Origin of the sequence: Bradyrhizobium sp. ORS 111 (genome assembly GCF_045571485.1) — a bacterium.
In the GTDB taxonomy this organism is placed as follows: domain Bacteria; phylum Pseudomonadota; class Alphaproteobacteria; order Rhizobiales; family Xanthobacteraceae; genus Bradyrhizobium.
Genome location: NZ_CP120701.1, coordinates 7833668 through 7852509, shown reverse-complemented (window position 1 = coordinate 7852509; position 18842 = coordinate 7833668). Strand labels below are relative to the sequence as shown.

Genomic DNA, 18842 nt, shown 5'->3' with positions numbered 1-18842 from the left:
GGTTGCCGGCGAAACGTCCCAGGCCCCTGATGCCAGACAGGAGTGGGAGTGCACGCGACGGTCAACGTCCAGGCTCGCAGCGGCTTTGCCGCTCCGCCATCGCTGCTGCTGAGGAACCTCGCGGCGCCGGTGGCCGAACGGGCGATGTCGCCGAGCGATCATGCGCTATTCGGGCGGCGCGGGGCCGACAGGCGGCTTCGCGTCGGCGCCTTCATCTGCTGCACCGGCTCGCCCGGCGTCTGGGGGCCGTCCGGCATCTGTAGCGCGCAGCTTGCGGTCGCCGAGATCAACAGGCGCGGCGGCATCCTCGGACGCGAGGTCGAACTCTCGATCTATGACGCCGGCGGGCCGATGGATGACGTGCTGGAACGCGCGGAACAAGCCATCGACGTCGACCAGGTCGATCTCATCGTCGGCTTGCACACCAGCGCAGTCCGCGTCGCCATGCGCAAGGTCACCCGCAATCGCGTCCCTTATATCTACACCTCCGTCTATGAGGGCGGCGAACGGACGCCGGGCGTGATCGCGATCGGCGAGACGCCGCGCTGGCAAAGCCGGCCGTCGATTCACTGGCTGGCCGAGATCAAGAACGCCTCGCGCTGGTATTTGATCGGCAGCGACTATGTCTGGCCGTGGCAGTCGCATCGCGCGGTCAAGCGATACATCGCGGAGACCGGCGGGCAGGTGGTCGGCGAGGAATTCGTCCCGCTCGGCGAGGACGATCACGAGCCGCATCTGGCGCGCATCCGCGCCGCCAAGCCGGATGTCGTGCTGATCTCGCTGATCGGCACCGACAGCATCGTCTTCAATCGCGCGTTCGGTGAGTGCGGGCTCGCCGCGACCACGCTGCGATTGGGCGGCGCGATGGACGAGACCGTGCTGCTCGGAATCGGCGCCGACAACTCCGAGAATCTGTTCTGCGCCTCCGGTTTCTTCCCCGGCGTCGGCTCGCGGGCCAACGACGACTTCCAGATCCGCTATCGCGCGATGTTTGGTCCGAATGCTCCTCCGGTCGGCTCGCTCGGGCAATCGAGTTACGAGGGCCTGCGCTTTCTCGAGGCCGCGGCCAGCAAGGCCGGAACCTTGTCGATGGCGCCGTTGCTCGCGGCGGCGCGCAACGTGGTGTACAGCGGCGCCCGCGGCCCGGTCGCGGTCCGTGACGGCCATGCGCGGATGTCGATGTATCTCGCCGAGGCCGATGGTCTCGACTTCCGGCTGATCAAGCCGATCTGAGGCCGTGCCGGCGATCCGCGCGCGCAGTTGTTTGAAATAATACTTGAAAAGGAAAATATTTCCGTTTTGAATGCTGTGAGGAGGTGGACGGTTCGCGCGCATCGCGCGCGTCCCATGCCTCGCGCCCAAGGGAATGCCCAAAGGGAAATCAAGAAGCCAAGGAGAGCGCGCCATGACAGTTGTCCTTCCCACGCCAACCCAACTTCGTGCCGTCGCCGAGCAATGCGGGCTGTCACTGACCGAAGAGGACGTAGCCTCGTTCCGCGGCCTGATGCAGGGCTCGATCGATGCCTACAACCTCATCGCCGCGATGCCCGACGAATTGCCCGAGGTGAAGTATCCACGCACGCCCGGCTATCGCCCCGCGCCGGACGAGAACAAGCACAACGCCTGGTATCGCAAGGCGACGGTCAAGGGCGCGTCCTCCGGCAAGCTCAAGGGCAAGACGGTGGCGCTGAAGGACAACATCATGCTGGCCGGCGTGCCCATGACGAACGGTTCCTCGACGCTGGAAGGCTATGTGCCGGATTTCGACGCCACCATCGTCACGCGCATGCTCGACGCCGGCGCCGAGATCGCCGGTAAGACCCACTGTGAGCACTTCTGCCTCTCCGGCGGCAGCCACACCAACTCCTACGGGGCGGTGCACAATCCGCACAAGATGGGCTACTCGGCCGGCGGCTCGTCGTCTGGCTCGGGCGTCGTCGTAGCACTGGGCGAAGTCGACATGGCGATCGGCGGTGACCAGGGCGGCTCGATCCGCATGCCGTCGTCGTTCTGCGGCACCTACGGCATGAAGCCGACCTGGGGGCTCGTGCCCTACACCGGTATCATGCCGATCGAGATTTTCGTCGACCACACCGGCCCGATGACGGCGACGGTGGAGGACAACGCGCTGCTGCTCGAAGTCATCGCCGGCGACGACGGCTACGATCCGCGCATCAAGGCGCCGGAAGTCCAAGAGTACACCAAGGCGCTCGGCGCCGGCGTCAAGGGCATGAAGATCGGCATCCTCAAGGAGGGCTTTGAGCAGCCGAATGGTGAGGCCGCGGTGAATGAAAGCGTCCAGGAGGCGGCCAAGCGCTTCAAGGATCTCGGCGCCTCGGTCGAGACCGTGTCGATCCCGATGCATCTGGTCGGCCCCGCGATCTGGACCCCGATCGGCACCGAAGGCCTGACCCAGACCATGATGTTCGGCGACGGCTACGGCCTCAGCCGAGGAGACCTCTATTCGACCTCGCTGATGGATTTCCATCGCGGCTGGCGCCGCCAGGCGGACTCGCTGTCGGAGACCACCAAGCTGTTCATGATGCTCGGCACCTACATCAACAACAATTTCGGCCCCCGCTTCTATGGCAAGGCGCTCAACATCTCGAGGCGGCTCACTGCGGCCTATGACAAGGCGTTCAAGGATTACGACCTGCTGCTGTTGCCGACCACGCCGATGAAGGCGCCGCCGCTGCCGGCAGCCAATGCCAGCCGCGAGGAATATGTCGCCCGCGCGCTCGAGATGATCTCCAACACCGCGCCGTTCGACATCACCCATCACCCCGCGATGTCGCTGCCCTGCGGCATGGTCGACGGGCTGCCGGTCGGGTTGATGCTGGTCGGCCGCATGTTCGAGGAACAGACCATCTACCGCGCCGCGCATGCCTTCGAGCAGAGCGGCGACTGGAAGAAGATGTGAGGCGCCGCTTGTCGCTGTCACCGACCCGGACCGGACACCATGGCTAGCAGCTTTGCCGCGGCGTTCGAAATCGTGAGCTTCGGCGCGATCATCGTGCTGGTCGTGCTGGGGCTCGGCATCATCGCCAGCATGATGGGCATTTTCAACTTCGCGCAGGGCGAGTTCGTCCTGCTCGGAGCCTATGTCACCTATCTGGCGTCCGCCCACGGCGCGCCGGTCTGGGCCGGCATGGTCGCCGCGCCGTTCGTTGTCGGCGCGCTCGGCTTCGTGCTGGAGGCGCTGATCATCAGGCGCTTCTACGCCGCGCCGATCGTGGCGATGCTCGGCACCTATGCGCTCGGCCTGATCATCCGCGAGGCCGTGCGCGGCCTGATCGGCGGCTTCTACCTCACGGTGCCGGAGCCGATCGGCGGCTCGATCGACCTCGGCTCGGTGCACATCTCGACCTGGCGCTTCACCATCATCGTGGTCACGCTCGTGGTGATGGGCGCCTGCAATCTGTTGCTGGCGCGCACCTCGTTCGGCTTGCGCGTGCGCGCCACGCTGGAGAACCCGGCGCTGGCGCGGGCGTCGGGAATCTCCACGCCGCTGATCTACGGCGCCACCTTCGCCTTCGGCGCGGCGCTGGCAGGTCTCGCCGGCGCGCTGATCGTGCCGGTGTTCAGCCTGTTCGCCGATCTCGGCATCCGCTTCCTGATCCAGGGCTTCGTCGCCGTGATGGTCGGCGGGGTCGGCTCCTTCATCGGACCCGTCGCCGGCGCCGGCGTCATCGGCACGCTCAGCGCCGCGCTGCCGTGGATCATGTCGCCCGTGGTCGCCGACGTGCTCGTCTTCGTGCTCGCAATTGCCTTCATCAAATTCAGGCCGCAGGGCCTCATTTCGGGAAAAGGGGTCTAGTCAGATGTCAATGGATCATAGCCATCTCACCCGCCGCCGCTTCATGAGCAATTTCGCCTTCGCCACCGGCGCCATTGCGACCGGCGTCGGAAGCTGGGTGGTGCGGCCGGACTGGGCCAACGCCGCCGAAGCCCCGATCAAGGTCGGCATCGCGACCGACCTCACCGGGCCGATCGCCTATGCCGGCAATGCCGACGCCAACGTCGCCAAGATGGTGATCAAGGAGATCAACGCAGCCGGCGGCCTGCTCGGCCGGCCGCTCGAGCTCTATATCGAGGATACCGCGTCGAATGAATCGGTCGCGGTCGGCAACGTCCGCAAGCTGATCCAGCGTGACAAGGTCGACATGGTGCTCGGCGGCATCACCTCGTCGATGCGCAACGCGATCAAGGATCCGATCGTGGCTCGCGGCAAAACGCTCTACATCTATCCGCAGCTCTACGAGGGCAAGGAGTGCACGCCCTATCTGTTCTGCACCGGGCCGACGCCGGCGCAGCAATGCGACGAATTCATTCCCTGGCTGATCAAGAATGGCGGCAAGAAGTTCGCGCTGCCGAGCGCCAACTATGTCTGGCCGCACACGCTCAACGTCTACGCCCGCAAGGTGATCGAAGCCAACGGCGGCGAGGTGGTGTTCGAGGAATACTACCCGCTCGACCAGGTCGACTTCTCCGCCACCGTCAACCGCATCGTCTCCAACAAGGTCGACGTCGTCTTCAACACGGTGATCCCGCCGGGCGTCGGCCCGTTCTTCAAGCAGCTCTATGAGGCAGGCTTCCTCAAGAGCGGCGGCCGGCTTGCCTGCGTCTACTATGACGAGAACACGCTCAACATCAACCAGGCCAACGAGATCGAGGGGCTGGCGAGCTGTCTCGATTACTTCAAGGCCCTGACCAAGGACGACCCGGCCAGCGCCAAGATCCAGGCGGCCTATGAGAAGGACTTTCCGGGCAACTTCCTGTTCGCCGCCGGCAGCGCCGCGACCGGAACCTATCGCGGCCTCAAGCTGTGGGAAGCGGCCGTCAAGGAGGCAGGCAAGGTCGACCGCGAATCCGTCGCGGCGGCGCTCGACCATGCCAAGATCGCCGAGGGGCCCGGCGGACCCGCCGAGATGGTACCGGGCAAGCGCCACTGCAAGATGAAGATGTATACTGCCGTCGCCAAGAACGGGACCTATGAGATCGTCGCGCACAGCAACGGCCTCGTCGACCCCAAGGAATGCTGAGCAGCAGATGGCAGCAGCAAAGCAAGCCGTCGCCCGCCTCAGCGAGGGACCGGATGTCGTGACGGGTGAGGGTGCACCGGCCGCCGGCGTGCCGGCGGGACGTGGCGTGGCAGGACGGCAGGTGCTGCCGATCGTGGAAGGGCTGGTGCTCTTGATCGCACTGCTCCTGCCGCTGGTCTTGCAGGACTACCTGACGGTATTCGCCACCCGCGTGATCATCCTCGCGCTGTTCGCGCTGTCGTTCGACCTGGTGTGGGGTTACGCCGGCATCATGAGCTTCGGCCAGGCGCTGTTCTTCGGCGCCGCCGGCTATGGTGTGGCGCTGATGGCGCGCGACCTCGACATCACCTCGATCTTCCTGATCCTGCCGGCGGGAACGCTGATCGGGCTTGTCACGGCACTGCTGCTTGGCGGCTTCCTGCTGCTCGGGCGCTATCCGGCGAGCGTGATCTTCGTCTCGCTCGGCACGCTCACCGGCTCCTACGCGGCGGACCGGCTGGCGCGCGGCTGGTATTACCTCGGCGGCCAGAACGGCATTCCGTCGATCCCGTCGCTGTCGCTCGGCTCGACCGACATCTCGGAAGGTCCGGTCTATTACTATCTGGCGCTCGGCATCCTCGCCGTCGTTTATCTGCTGTGCCGCTTCCTGGTGCGCTCGCAATTCGGGCTGGCGCTGGCAGGCTTGCGCGAGAACGAGCAGCGCATCGCCTTCTTCGGCTACAAGGCGCAGCATCTGAAGGCGATCGTGTTCGCGATCGGCGGCGCCATCGCGGGGCTCGCCGGCAGCCTCTATGCTTTCCACGAAGGTTTCGTCTGGCCCAACATCCTGGGCGTCGTGTTCTCGACCCAGGTCGTGCTCTACGTCCTGTTCGGCGGCTCCGGCACGCTGATCGGCGCCGTCATCGGCACCGTGATCATCGAGGGCGTCAGCTTCTGGCTGTCGGACAATTACCGCGACATCTGGCCGATCATCCTCGGCGTGCTGCTGCTGCTGGTGATCATGTTCCGCCCGCTCGGGCTGATCTCCTTCGTGCTCGGCGAGCGCGAGCGGGTCGGCCGCTTCGGGAAGGCGCCGAAGGAGACGCACAATGCCGCTCCTTGAAGCGTCAGGCATCAGCAAGGTGTTCGGCAAGCTCACAGCGCTCGACGGCGCAGGGCTGACCGTCGCCGAGAACGAATTTCACGGCCTGATCGGCCCGAACGGCTCGGGCAAGAGCACGTTGATGAAATGCGTCGCCGGCGCCGAGGTACCGACCGCAGGCAAGGTCAGCTTCATCAACGCCGACATCACGGCGTTCACGCCGACCGAGCGCGCCCGGGCCGGCATGAGCCTGAAGTTCCAGATCACCTCCGTGCTGCCGACGTTGACGCTGTACGACAACATCCTGCTGGCGCTGCAGGCGCAGTCGTCGCTGGTCGAACTCGTGTTCTCGCGGACGCGCCGGCGGCTGCACGATCAGGTGATGGCGATGCTCCAGCAGTTTCGTCTCGCCGACCGCGCCAATGATGCCGCGGCGACCCTGTCGCACGGCCAGCAGCAATGGCTCGAGATCGCGATGGCGCTCGTCGGCAAGCCGCGGCTGCTGCTGCTGGATGAACCGACCGGCGGCATGAGCCTCGAAGAACGGCGCGTCACCGGCGAGCTGCTGCAGCCGATCAAGCAGCATTGCTCGCTCGTCATCGTCGAACACGATCTCGATTTCATCCGCGACATCTGCGACCGCCTCACCGTGCTCGACCAGGGCAAGGTGCTGGCGAGCGGAACGGTCGCGGAGATCCAGAGCAACAAGAGCGTCCAGGAGATCTATCTGCGCCGTGCCTGACCAGTCCTTTCTCGATATCAGGCATCTCGATGCCGGCTACGGCCGCAGCCAGGTGCTGTTCGACGTCAACATCGACATTCCCTGGCGCGGCGGCGTCGCGGTGCTCGGCCGCAACGGCGCCGGCAAGACCACGCTGATGAAGACCATCGTCGGCGAGCTTTCGAGCTCGCAGGGCGAACTGTTCTTCGACGGCCGCGACATCACCCGCCGCCGCACCGAGGAACGGGTGCGCTCGGGCATCGGCTATGTGCCGCAGGAGCACTCGGTGTTCGCGCGGCTGTCGGTGCGCGACAATCTCGCGGTCGGCTCGCTGTTCAATCGCGACACGAGCGCGGTCGACCGCGTGTTGGCGATTTTCCCGAAGCTCGGCCAGCGCCTCGATCAGCCGGCCGGCACGCTGTCCGGCGGCGAGCGCAAGATGCTGGCGATCGGCCGCGCCATGCTCGGCAATCCCCGGCTGCTGCTGCTCGACGAGCCCACCGAAGGCGTCTGGATCGGCGTGATCGAGGAGATCACGGAGCGGCTGATCGAGCTCGCCAAGGAAATCTCCGTCGTCATCGTCGAGCAGCATCTCGACCTCGCGCTGCGCGTCGCCGATTACGCCTATGTGCTGGACCGCGGCCGCGTCGCGCTGCAGGGCGCAGCGAGCGAAGTGCGCAACGATCCGGAGCTGCTGCGGTATCTCGCGCCGTAACTGGCAACTGCAATGTAGCGGCGATCATCCACCCGCTGCGAGCGCGCCGCTCTCGTCGTCATGCCGGGCGTGCGAAGGCGCGCAATTGCGCATCTGAGAATCGACCGGTCCACGCGATCCATCGATGAATGGATTTAGGGCTCGACGTCGCGCGTCACTCCGAAGTGACGGTGAGGTCAGCACGCTGCTCAGGCTCCCTCCCCCCTTGCGGGGGAGGGCAATCGCATATGGCGTCTGCGGAGGTTGTCCGCGGGCTCCCTTCGCCTCTCCCGCTTGCGGGGGAGGCCGACGCGTGCGCAGCGCGCGGCGGGTGGGGGCTCTTTCCACGAGACGACTCGCGGAGAGAACCCCCACCCCAGCCCTCCCCCGCAAGCGGGAGAGGGAGCCGACTGCCGATGCCGTTGCGACTCGAATCTCATATGCGATTGCCCTGCCTTGCGGGGGAAGGTTGGGGAGAGGGGTGAGCCCCGGGGCGACATGATTGATGCAGGCGTTCTGCGCGCCAACTGCGCTCACCTGTCGCTGTCACGAATGCGGAGAGGTCACGCCGTGCGGCCACCCCTCTCCCTAACCCTCTCCCGCAAGGGGAGAGGGAACCCGTCCGCCGGTGCGTCCATCAGGTGCCAATCACTGACTTGCCCGACGGCGCCCGAACTTCTGTTTCATCTTCGCGACTTGCGACGACGGCGAACGAGAAACCGTCGTTTCGTGAAAGCGTGACAGCGACCCGGATTGGGTCCTTCGGCATACGTGATGTCAGTTGATGAATTCACGGAAACTATACCAAATACGCGCATGAACCCGGGATCGTGACGGCCTTCGCTCCAAGGTTGTCACGCGATATGCTAACGGATTGTCGCGTGATTTTAGGTTAGCGTTTTGGTCGGGGACCGATGGTCGCTCGCAGATTGTCGCAAGGGCAGGCCCCCACACCGGTAGCGCGTCACCGCTGGCATGAGGAACGGTCGCTACGGTGCGCCATCAGGATGGCCCGCATGGGCTACTGGGAGTCGCAGAGCGCCGCCGCGACCGATTTCTGGATATCGCCTGAGCTCGCCGCCTTCTACGAATTCGAGACGGTCGACGGCTTCATCCCGATCGCCACGGTGCGCCGCCGATACCTGCCTGAAAGCCGGAAGCTTCTGGACGCGCATTACGCGGCCTGCTGGGCCGAGGGGCAGCCCTATGTGGTGCAGGCGAAGCTCCGCAAGTCCGATGGCAGCCTGCTCGACTGCATGGTGCATGGCGAGCCGGAATTCGATGCGCAGGGTCAGGTCCGACGGGTGTCCGGCATTGTCCGCGATGTCACGGAAGAGACCTCGGCGCTCCGGCGCCTGGCCGAGAGCGAGCAGCGGCTGGCCGATTTCGTCAGCACCGCGTCGGACTGGTGCTGGGAGAGCGACGCCGCCCACCGGCTGCTGCCCTATCCGAAGTCGCTTGCCGGCAATGCCGCGTTCCAGACGGTAGCCGCCGGTGGGCGAGCGCGTTGGGAGCTGGCCTATGCACCGGAGGACGAGGAGGCCATGGCGCGGCACCGCGCCGACATGGAGGCCCACCGCCCTTTCCGCGACTTCATCTATACGCTGATCGGCCAGGACGGGTCGCGCGTCAGTATCCGCACCAGCGGCAAGCCCATCTTCGCCGATGACGGCATCTTCCTCGGCTACCGGGGCACGTCGAGCGACATCACCGAGCTGAGAGCGGCGCAGGCCAAGCTCGACGAGCGTACGCGGGCGCTGCAGGAGGCGCATCGGCTCGGCAAGATCGGCACCTGGAGCTACCGGCTGGACATCGGCCGTACGGTGTGGGCGCCGGAGCTCTACCAGCTTCTCGGCTTCGACCCCGACAGGTTCGAGCCGACCGACGAGAACATGAGACCCTATTTCCTGGACGGCGACGCCGACCGCTTCCGCGACGTGCAGAAACGTGTCCTCCGCACCCGTAGGACCGAGTCCATGGACCTGCGCATCCTGCATGCGGACGGCACCGCCCGCGATCTGGCGGTAATCTGCAAGGCGGAGGTCGTCCACGACAAGGTCATCGGCATCATCGGCACCGTGCAGGACGTCACCGAGCGCAAGGAGGCCGAGCGCCAGCTCGAAACGCTCGCCTACACCGATCCTTTGACCGGCCTTGCCAACCGCGCGCTGTTCAAGCGCCAGCTCGGTGCCCTGATCGAGGGTTGCACCCTGGAAGGCCGAGGCGGGGCGTTGCTCCTCATCGACCTCGACCGCTTCAAGGAGGTCAACGATTCCCTCGGCCATGCCGCCGGCGACGAGTTGCTGATCCGGGTGGCGGGCGCGCTGCGGCTGGAGCTCGGGCCGCGGGCGTTCATCGCCCGGCTCGGCGGCGACGAATTTGCGGTGCTGGTGGAAGGATGCGGCATGTCCGATGTCGCGCTGACCGGGCTCGCCGACCGGATCATCGCCAGGCTGTCCGGCCCTGTGGATCTCACCGAGGGCGAGGCCTTCATCGGCGCCACCGTCGGCATAGCCCGCTTGCCGGAGCACGGGGGCGCGGCCGAGACCGCCATGCGCAATGCGGACCTGGCGCTCTACATGGCCAAGGAGGCCGGGCGCGGCCGGGCTCAGTTGTTCGAGCCGGTCCATGCCCAGGCGGTCGATCAAAGGCTCGATCTCGGCCGGCATCTGCGGCACGCCGTGGAGGCCGGCGCCCTCACGGCCCATTACCAGCCGCAGGTAGACCTGAGGACCGGTCGCGTCACCGGCTTCGAGGCGCTGCTGCGCTGGACCCATCCCGAGCGCGGGCCGATCTCGCCGACGGAATTCATCCCGATCGCCGAAAGCTCCGGGCTCATCGTCGATCTCGGCCTGTGGGTGCTGCGCGAGGCCTGCCGGCAGGGCCGCGCCTGGCTGGATGCCGGGCTGCCGCCGCGCTCCGTCTCGGTCAATGTCTCGCCGGCCCAGGTCTGGAGCATGGATTTCGAGACGGCAGTCTCGGCCGTGCTGGCGGAGACCGGCCTTCCGGCCGAGTTGCTCTGCCTGGAGCTGACCGAAAGCCTGTTCGTGGATCATACCGAGCAGCGGATCAGTCGCACGCTGACGGCCCTCTCCGGTCTTGGCGTCCGGCTGGCGCTGGACGATTTCGGCTCGGGTTATTCTTCGCTCGGCTATCTGACGCGTCTGCCCTTCGACCGGCTGAAGGTGGACCGGGCCTTTGTGGACGGCGTTTCCACCGCGCCGGAGAAGCGCAAGCTGCTGGGCGGCATCATCGCCCTGTCGCGCGGGCTGGGCATGAAGGTGGTGGCGGAGGGAGCCGAACTGCCGGCCGAGGTGGACGTGCTCGGCGAGCTCGATTGCGATTTGGTGCAGGGCTTCGTCTTTTCGCCGCCTGTCGTCCCCGACGAGGCGCTGCTGGTGGCCGCCAGCATCGAGCGCGCGGCGCGGCGGATATAACTCATCCGTCGTCAGATCATTCCGGACTGATCGGGCGGTTCGAGAAGCGGCTTCGACCCCTCATGTCCCCTCAGTCGTCATGTCCGCGCAGGCGGGCATCCAGTACGCCGCGGACTCTCGGCCCAAGCCCTGGCGTCTCTGGAATACTGGGTCACCCGCCTTCGCGGGTGACGACAGCGGAAGATCGATCGGCTGCTTGAAATGTGAATCGAGCGCTTCAGCGCCGCTCTCTTCGCGCACGGAGCAGGCGAAACGCCGCGTCTACTTCATCGCCGAGAAGCGATTGTCGAACGAGTTCGACTGCACCACCGGCGCGGAGCCGGCGAGTTGGGTGCTGGCGCTCGCCGCCGGGGCAGGCGCTGCTGCGGCGGTGCTGTCGGTGACCGAGGGCTTCAGCGCCGGCTTGGCGGCCTGCTTGGTCTCGTGCTTCGCCTCATGCTTGGGCGGCACGCGAACCACCGATTGCGGCTTGGCATCGGCGACCTTCGGCTTGGGCTGCGCAGGCGCGGACGGTCGCGCCGCGGTCGCCTGGGATGCGTCGGCGGTGGCGCCGATGCCGACCTTGCGGGCGAAGCTCGAGAAGACGCCCTGGGACTCGCCGGCCGTCGCAACGCGCGTCGATGAGGTGGCCGATGTCGTCGCCACCACGGGCTCGTTCTGCTCAGGCGCGAGATTCGGCTTCGGCGGATTGACCGTTCCGGGGATCGTGCCCGGCGCGCGCGACAGCGCCAGCGATTGCAGGCTCTGGCTGTCGCCGCCGTCGGAGAGACCGGTGGCGCCTTCCGGAATCTTCGAAGCGAAGATCTTGTTCATGCCGCCGTCGATGCCGGTGTTCATGCGCGCGACCGGCGTGCCCTTGGCGATCAGCCGGGCCATCTCGGTGTCGTCGCGCTGCTCCTTCTCGCGCACGGCGCTCGCGATCTCGTCGGGGATCACATAGGCCGGACACTTGGCGGAGGCATCGAACACCGGATCGCGCGTCGCGTTCGGCGACCTTGCCGCGTCGAACACGTATTTCTTCTCGCAGAAGTCGACCTTCGGCTCGCGCTTCGTCACCTCGAAATGATCATTGCCGACCTTGATCATCTTCCAGAACGGCATGTTCGGGTTGTTGCGGTGCTTCGCCATGTTGGCCGCCGTCATCCGGAACGGATAGGCCTGAAACTGGAAAGCCTTCTGGCCGCCGAAGAAGGACTCGCGGCCGAGCGCATAGATCTCCGCGATCTGCTCGTCGGTCATCGCGTAGCAGCCGCGCGACGAGCAGTCGCCATGCACCATCAGCTCGGAGCCGGTGCGGCCAAGCGAGCGGTCGAACGCGTTGGGATAGCCGGTGTTGAACGACAGGTAATAGGCCGACTGCGGATTCATCTGGCTCGGGTTGATCGAATAGAACCCTTCCGGCGCCTGGCGGTCGCCTTCGCGGATCTTCGGCCCGAGATCGCCCGACCAGCGGCAGATCGGATAGGCCTTGAGCAGCGCGAAGTCGCCCGAGCGGGTCTGCTTCCAGACCTCGAGCTCGGCTTCCTGCTTGAACAGGCGGATCAGGATCGGCGATTGCAGATCCATGTCCTTCTCGGCCATGGCGGCGACGAGCTTCGGCGGGACCGGCTGGTTGGCCTTGGCGTTGTTGGCGAGGGAAATCTGGTCGCTGTTGCAGCCGGCGAGCAGCACGCTCACCGCGAGGGCCGCGGATGCCAACAGCGCGCGAACGAGCGTGCGATGAATCAAGTCCAAGCTCCACACCCACCGGGCGATTTTCGCGACCCCAACACGGCGAATATGCCCTGAAGCCATTGTCTAAAATATTAGCCTTCGGCCCCCATGCTCGCAACCTGAACGGGGGTCACCCGCCCTTAACGTAACAGGCATGGTTCAAGGAACGTTAAACACCCGGCTCCGGCTCAATTGCGGCCAAAGTCGGTGATTCGGAGAAAAATCCGCTTAATTCGGGCGGGCTAGCCGAGCTTGCGGCCGATATCGAGGAATTTCTGGCGCCGCTGTTTGCGCACCGCGTCGGGATCAAGATTTCGTAGGTCGTTGAAGGCCTGGGCGATCGCGTCGCCGGTGGTTGCGATCATTGCCGCTGCGTCGCGGTGGGCGCCGCCGGCGGGCTCCTTGATGATCTGGTCGATCACGCCGAAGCGCAGCATGTCCTGGGCGGTGATCTTCATGCTGTTGGCGGCTTCCTGCGCCTTGGTGCCGTCGCGCCACAGGATCGAGGACGCCGCCTCCGGCGAGATCACGCTATAGATCGCGTGCTCGAGCATCAGGACGCGGTTGGCCGTGGTGATCGCGATGGCGCCGCCCGACATGCCTTCACCGGTGACGATCGCGACATTGGGGACGCCGAGCGACAGGCACGCATCGGTCGAGCGCGCGATCGCCTCGGCCTGGCCGCGCTCCTCGGCGCCGATGCCGGGATAGGCGCCCGCGGAATCGACAATCGACAGCACCGGGATGCCGAAGCGATCGGCCATCTCCATCAGCCGCACCGCCTTGCGATAGCCTTCGGGGCGCGCCATGCCGAAATTGTGCTTGATGCGGCTCTCGGTCGTGGCGCCCTTTTCCTGGCCGACCACGCAGATGCTCTCGCCGCGGAAACGGCCGAAGCCGCCGATCAGGGCCTCGTCGTCGGCGAACTTGCGATCGCCGGCCATCGGCGTGAATTCGGTGATCAGCGCGCCGACGAAGTCGGTGAAATGCGGGCGCTGCGGATGGCGCGCCACCAGGGTCTTCTGCCACGGCGTCAGATTGGCGTAGAGCTCGGTCAGCGCCTGCTGCGCCTTGTCCTCGATCCGGGCGACCTCGTCGCCTATATCGCTGCCCGAGGCGGCAAGCGCGCGCAACTCGTCGATCTTGGATTCAAGCTCGGCGACGGGTTTTTCGAAGTCGAGATAGCTGCGCATCGGGTCGGGCATCAACTCAATATAAGGAGGAACGGTGCGAGGGGCGAAGCGTTTCGGCGTGAGGTGGAGAAGCTTTGTAACTTCAGATGGTTAACGCGCGTCCGGGCTGAACGGGCGCCCCAGGTCGCGGGCAGGTGACGCTGTTTCCGCGCAGATGCCGCCGAAGTCAAGACGGATGACGCGGAGGTATCCGCCTCTCCGATCTGTGTAGCCCGGACGGAGCGCAGCGTAATCCGGGACAAGTCGGCCCGTGGATAAAGCGTCCCCGGATTTCGTTGCGCTTCATCCCGGGCTACCGGTGCTCCATGTGGCTAGGATTTCTCCGCCAGCGGATGCAGGTCGCGGACCATGCTCTTCAGCCGCTCTTCGACCACGTGGGTGTAGATCTGGGTCGTCGAGATATCGGTGTGGCCGAGCAGGGTCTGCACGATGCGCAGGTCCGCGCCATTGTGCAGCAGATGGCTGGCGAAGGCGTGACGCAGCACGTGCGGGGAGACCAGCCGCGGCGCGAGGCCGGATGCGGCGGCGAGCTCCTTCAGGTCGCGGGCAAAATGCTGCCGCGTCAGATGGCCGCTCTCGCCGGAGGAGGGAAACAGCCATTTCGATTGCGCGATCTTCTTCTTCTCCGGCTGCATCACTTGCATCGCCGCCAGATAATCCGCCATCGCCTGGCGCGAGGCGTCGTTGAGCGGCACCAGCCGTTCCTTGTTGCCCTTGCCGCGCACCACGATCATCCGCGCATCGCGCCGCGCCGCCGAGACCGGCAGCGACACCAGCTCGGAGACGCGCAGGCCGGTGGCGTAGAGCACCTCGAGCAGGCAGTGCAGCCGGAGCGCGCGCAGCCGCTGCGCCGGCGAGGCGTCGGTCTGCGTCAGCTCCTTGGCGCGCGTCAGCATGCGGTCGACGTCGGCGATCGATAGCACCTTGGGCAGGCCGCGCCCGCGCTTCGGGCCAGACAGAATCGCGGCGGGATCATCATTGCGGATCCGCTCGTTGAGCAGGAAACGGCAGAGGTGCCGCATCGCCGACAGCCGCCGCGCCACGCTCGACGACTTGAAGCCTCTGGCATCGAGGTCGGCGAGATAGGCACGGAGCGTCTCGGTATCCGCGCCGGTAAAGTTGCTGCCGGAGCGGCTGAGGAATTCGGAGCAGTCGGTGAGGTCGCGCCGGTAAGCGTCGAGTGTATTGCTACCGGCACCCTGTTCCGCGGCAAGCATGTCGAGGAACAGCGCGATCAGGTTGGCATCGGAGGTCTTGGCGGGAACTTTGGCGGCAGTGTTGGAGCGCATGCCGCGAATCATAGCGCCTATTTCTTGAGGAACTTCTCCGGTGGGATGGTCACGGTCATTTCCCGCGGCTTCGGATGCACAAAATTCGCCAGCACGAAGACGATGCCGTAGCCGATCCCGAAAATCACGGCGACGACCGTCAGGAAGCGGAACAGGCTGGGCATGGAGACGACTCGGACGGCGAATTAACCAATGAAATCATCCAACATGTTCCCCGCGCGGTTGCAAGAGTCGCTGGTAACGGTATCGCCGGGGGTAGTATAGGTGACTGGAATTCCAGCAATTCATCCGCCAACCGAGCTTTTTGATGTCCGAGACCGCCGCACCGGCACAAACCCATCCGACCCTGGAGGCCGACATCGCGGCCGCGCTGGGATCGCGGTCGATCGTGCTGGTCGGCATGATGGGAGCGGGCAAATCGACGATCGGCCGGCGGGTGGCCGCGCGCCTGCGGCTGCCGTTCACCGACGCCGACACCGAGATCGAGACCGCAGCGGGCATGACGATCCCGGAGATCTTCGAGACCCACGGGGAGTCCTACTTCCGCGACGGCGAGGCGCGGGTGATTGCGCGCATCCTCGATCACGGCCCGATCGTGCTGGCGACCGGCGGCGGCGCCTTCATGCGCGAGGAGACCCGCAACCGCATCCGGGACAAGGCAATCTCGATCTGGCTCAAGGCCGATGCGGATGTCATCATGCGGCGGGTGCGTCGCCGCGCTGACCGTCCGCTGTTGCAGACCGCCGACCCCGAAGCGACGGTCAATCGTCTGCTCGGCGAGCGCGAGCCGGTCTACCGGAACGCCGACCTGACGATCGCCTCGCGCGAGGTGCCGCATGACCGCATCGTCGACGAATGCCTGGAGGCCCTGCACGCGCATCTGTGCGGCAGCCGCCCGGGCACAGACCCAACGCAGGATGGATTGAACACCGACTCATGACCGCGCCCCTGAAACATCCCGCTTCCGTGACCGTCGATGTCGCGCTCGGCGACCGCGCCTATGACATCGTGATCGGCCGCGATGTGCTGGCCTCGCTCGGCGCGCGGGTCGCGGCGCTGCGGCCCGGCGTGCGCACCGCCATCGTCACCGACCGCACCGTCGCCAGGCATTGGCTGGAGCCGGTGGAGGCCTCGCTCACGTCAGCCGGCGTTCCGACGGCGCCGATCATCGTTGAGGAAGGCGAGGGCTCGAAGAGCTATGCCGGGCTGTCGCAGGTCAGCGAAGCGCTGATCGCGGCCAAGATCGAGCGCAACGATCTCGTCATCGCGCTCGGCGGCGGCGTGGTCGGCGATCTCGCCGGCTTCGCAGCGGCGATCCTGCGCCGCGGCGTCGATTTCGTGCAGGTGCCGACCTCGCTGCTCGCGCAGGTCGATTCCTCGGTCGGCGGCAAGACCGGCATCAACTCGCCGCAGGGCAAGAACCTGATCGGCGCCTTCCACCAGCCGGTGCTGGTCATCGCCGATACCTCGGTGCTCGACACGCTGTCGCCGCGCCAGTTCCGCGCCGGTTACGCCGAGGTCGCGAAATACGGCATCCTCGGCGACGAAGCCTTCTTCGCCTGGCTGGAAAAGAACCACGCCGACATCTTCTCTGGTGGCGCGGCGCGCGAGCACGCGATCGCAACCTCGTGCCGCGCCAAGGCGGCGATCGTCTCCCGCGACGAGCGCGAGACCGGCGAGCGGGCGCTGCTCAATCTCGGCCACACCTTCGGCCATGCTCTGGAGGCCGCGACCGGTTTCTCGGACCGCCTGTTCCACGGCGAGGGCGTTTCGGTCGGCATGGTGCTGGCCGCGCAGTTTTCCGCGCGGCTCGGCATGATCTCGCCCGATGACGCGGCGCGGATCGAGCGTCATCTGTCGGCGGTCGGATTGCCGACGCGGCTGCAGGACATCGCCGGGTTCGCGCAGGAGGGGCTGGCCGATGCCGACGCGCTATTGGCGCTGATGGCGCAGGACAAGAAGGTCAAGCGCGGCAGGCTGACCTTTATCCTGCTGGAAGCCGTCGGCCGCGCGGTGATCGCCAATCATGTCGAGCCGGCGCTGGTGCGCGATTTCCTGCAAACCAAGCTGGCGACGCATTAGGACAGGATGTCGACCGGAGCGGCGGCGTCGGCGACAAAGCGGATGCGGATCTTCGGTGAGATCATGCTCAAACACTGTTCGGGTGAAGCAAGTTGGACTGGATAGCCTTCTCCATCGTGATTGGCTGCCTGCTGGTCTCCGCCTTCTTCTCGGCGAGCGAGACGGCGCTGACGGGCGCCTCGCGCGGCAGCATGTTGCGGCTCTCGAAGCAGGGTAACGGCGAGGCTACCGTCGTCTCCAGCCTGATCGCGATGCGCGAGCGGATGATCGGCGCGCTGCTGCTCGGCAACAACATCGCCAATATCGGTGCCTCCGCGCTCGCAACCGGCATCTTCACCGCCTGGTTCGGCGATGTCGGCGTGCTCTATGCCACCGGCGTGATGACGGTGCTGGTGGTGATTTTCGCGGAAGTACTGCCCAAGACCGTCGCCATCAACGCGCCGGACCGGGTGTCGCTGTTGGTGGCGCGCCCGATGCGGCTCACGGTCTTGGTGCTCGGGCCGTTGCTGACCGTCATCGAGGGCATCGTCCGCGCCCTGATGAGGCTGTTCGGCATCAAGATCGGTGCGCATCAGGCCATCCTGTCGCCGACCGAGCGCCTGCGCGGCGCGGTCGACCTGCTGCATCACGAGGGCAAGGTCGAGAAGCTGGACCGCGACATGTTCGGAGGCCTGTTGGACTTGCGAGAGTTGCAGGTCTCCGACGTGATGGTTCACCGCACCGAGATGACCATGATCAATGCCGACCTGCCGCCCGACGAATTGGTGCGGGAGGTGCTGGCGACCGAATACACCCGCATCCCGCTCTGGCGAGATAAGCCGGAGAACATCATCGGCGTGCTGCATGCGAAGGACCTGCTGCGCGCGATCCGCGCCAACGATGGCGACACCTCTGCGATCGATGCCTCCGCCATCGCGCTGCCGCCCTGGTTCGTGCCGGAGATGCGCCCGGTCTCCGAGCAGTTGAAGGCGTTCCGCCGCCGCAAGACCCACTTCGCCCTGGTGGTCGACGAGTATGGCGAGGTCGAAGGCATGGTGACGCTGGAGGACATCCTGGAGGAGATCGTCGGCGATATCTCCGACGAGCACGACGTCGTGGTGGCCGGTGTGCGCGCCCAGCCGGATGGCTCGGTTGTGGTCGATGGCTCGGTGCCGATCCGCGATCTCAACCGCGCGATGGACTGGCATCTGCCGGACGAAGAGGCGACCACCGTCGCCGGCCTCGTGATCCACGAGGCGCGCTCGATCCCCGAGCGCGGCCAGAGCTTCACTTTCCACGGCTTCCGCTTCCGCGTCCTTCGCCGCGAGCGCAACCGCATCACCGCGCTGCGCATCGTTCCAATTCCGCGCGAGGCGGGCGAGCTCGACGAGAAGAAACCGAAGCGGGCGGGGACGGCGTTCTAGCGGCGTGGCGAGTGGTGTCGATCTATCACCGTCACCCTGAGGAGCCGCGAAGCGGCGTCTCGAAGGGCGACGGGCACGAGCGATGGCCGTTCATCCTTCGAGACGGCCGCGTTGCGGCCTCCTCAGAGCCTGTGAATCTTTGTGCAGATTTTGATTGAGTTTGCACGCTTGCAGTGATTCCTGATTG

Annotated in this window: 15 protein-coding genes; 11 read left to right on the top strand and 4 right to left on the bottom strand. The window is 66.0% G+C overall.

Annotated elements, in window-relative coordinates; genetic code table 11:
* Window positions 1–48 precede the first annotated feature (48 nt).
* The 8 genes from P6U30_RS36255 to P6U30_RS36220 all read left to right on the top strand — a co-directional run bounded on the left by P6U30_RS36255 (window position 49) and on the right by P6U30_RS36220 (window position 10975).
* Entirely contained in the window at window positions 49–1233 is a 1185-nt protein-coding gene (locus tag P6U30_RS36255) for a substrate-binding domain-containing protein (protein WP_407167434.1), read from the top strand.
* Window positions 1234–1405: 172 nt separating this feature from the next.
* Entirely contained in the window at window positions 1406–2920 is a 1515-nt protein-coding gene (locus tag P6U30_RS36250; RefSeq protein ID WP_407167433.1) for an amidase, read from the top strand.
* A gap of 39 nt (window positions 2921–2959) precedes the next feature.
* Window positions 2960–3817 (top strand): branched-chain amino acid ABC transporter permease, encoded by an 858-nt coding sequence (locus P6U30_RS36245; protein WP_407167432.1) that lies wholly within the window; start codon window positions 2960–2962, stop codon window positions 3815–3817.
* A gap of 4 nt (window positions 3818–3821) precedes the next feature.
* Complete coding sequence (locus P6U30_RS36240) at window positions 3822–5042, top strand: substrate-binding protein (RefSeq protein WP_407167431.1); 1221 nt, start codon at window positions 3822–3824, stop codon at window positions 5040–5042.
* A 7-nt stretch (window positions 5043–5049) separates the two neighbouring features.
* Window positions 5050–6144, top strand: a complete 1095-nt coding sequence (locus tag P6U30_RS36235) for a branched-chain amino acid ABC transporter permease (RefSeq protein ID WP_407167430.1) — start codon at window positions 5050–5052, stop codon at window positions 6142–6144.
* A complete protein-coding gene (locus P6U30_RS36230; protein ID WP_407167429.1) occupies window positions 6131–6865 on the top strand; it encodes an ABC transporter ATP-binding protein in 735 nt (244 codons plus the stop codon). The genes P6U30_RS36235 and P6U30_RS36230 overlap by 14 nt, the downstream gene beginning before the upstream one ends.
* Entirely contained in the window at window positions 6858–7559 is a 702-nt protein-coding gene (locus P6U30_RS36225; RefSeq protein WP_407167428.1) for an ABC transporter ATP-binding protein, read from the top strand. Before P6U30_RS36230 ends, P6U30_RS36225 begins: the two co-directional genes overlap by 8 nt.
* Before the next feature lie 995 nt (window positions 7560–8554).
* Window positions 8555–10975 (top strand): EAL domain-containing protein, encoded by a 2421-nt coding sequence (locus P6U30_RS36220; protein ID WP_407167427.1) that lies wholly within the window; start codon window positions 8555–8557, stop codon window positions 10973–10975.
* A gap of 261 nt (window positions 10976–11236) precedes the next feature.
* Here P6U30_RS36220 and P6U30_RS36215 read toward each other — a convergent pair whose 3' ends face one another.
* The 4 genes from P6U30_RS36215 to P6U30_RS36200 all read right to left on the bottom strand — a co-directional run bounded on the left by P6U30_RS36215 (window position 11237) and on the right by P6U30_RS36200 (window position 15334).
* Window positions 11237–12703 (bottom strand): L,D-transpeptidase family protein, encoded by a 1467-nt coding sequence (locus P6U30_RS36215; protein WP_407167426.1) that lies wholly within the window; start codon window positions 12701–12703, stop codon window positions 11237–11239.
* A gap of 227 nt (window positions 12704–12930) precedes the next feature.
* Complete coding sequence (locus tag P6U30_RS36210) at window positions 12931–13893, bottom strand: acetyl-CoA carboxylase carboxyltransferase subunit alpha (protein ID WP_407167425.1); 963 nt, start codon at window positions 13891–13893, stop codon at window positions 12931–12933.
* Between the two features lie 299 nt (window positions 13894–14192).
* Entirely contained in the window at window positions 14193–15170 is a 978-nt protein-coding gene (xerD, locus tag P6U30_RS36205; protein ID WP_407167424.1) for a site-specific tyrosine recombinase XerD, read from the bottom strand.
* Between the two features lie 17 nt (window positions 15171–15187).
* Window positions 15188–15334 (bottom strand): histidine kinase, encoded by a 147-nt coding sequence (locus P6U30_RS36200; RefSeq protein ID WP_407167423.1) that lies wholly within the window; start codon window positions 15332–15334, stop codon window positions 15188–15190.
* Between the two features lie 143 nt (window positions 15335–15477).
* Here P6U30_RS36200 and P6U30_RS36195 point away from each other — a divergent pair, with 143 nt between their 5' ends.
* The 3 genes from P6U30_RS36195 to P6U30_RS36185 all read left to right on the top strand — a co-directional run bounded on the left by P6U30_RS36195 (window position 15478) and on the right by P6U30_RS36185 (window position 18655).
* On the top strand, window positions 15478–16110 hold the full coding sequence (locus P6U30_RS36195; RefSeq protein ID WP_407167422.1) for a shikimate kinase: 633 nt from the start codon (window positions 15478–15480) through the stop codon (window positions 16108–16110).
* Complete coding sequence (gene aroB / locus P6U30_RS36190) at window positions 16107–17252, top strand: 3-dehydroquinate synthase (RefSeq protein ID WP_407167421.1); 1146 nt, start codon at window positions 16107–16109, stop codon at window positions 17250–17252. Before P6U30_RS36195 ends, aroB begins: the two co-directional genes overlap by 4 nt.
* A gap of 92 nt (window positions 17253–17344) precedes the next feature.
* Window positions 17345–18655 (top strand): HlyC/CorC family transporter, encoded by a 1311-nt coding sequence (locus P6U30_RS36185; RefSeq protein ID WP_407167420.1) that lies wholly within the window; start codon window positions 17345–17347, stop codon window positions 18653–18655.
* The last annotated feature ends 187 nt before the right edge of the window (window positions 18656–18842 follow it).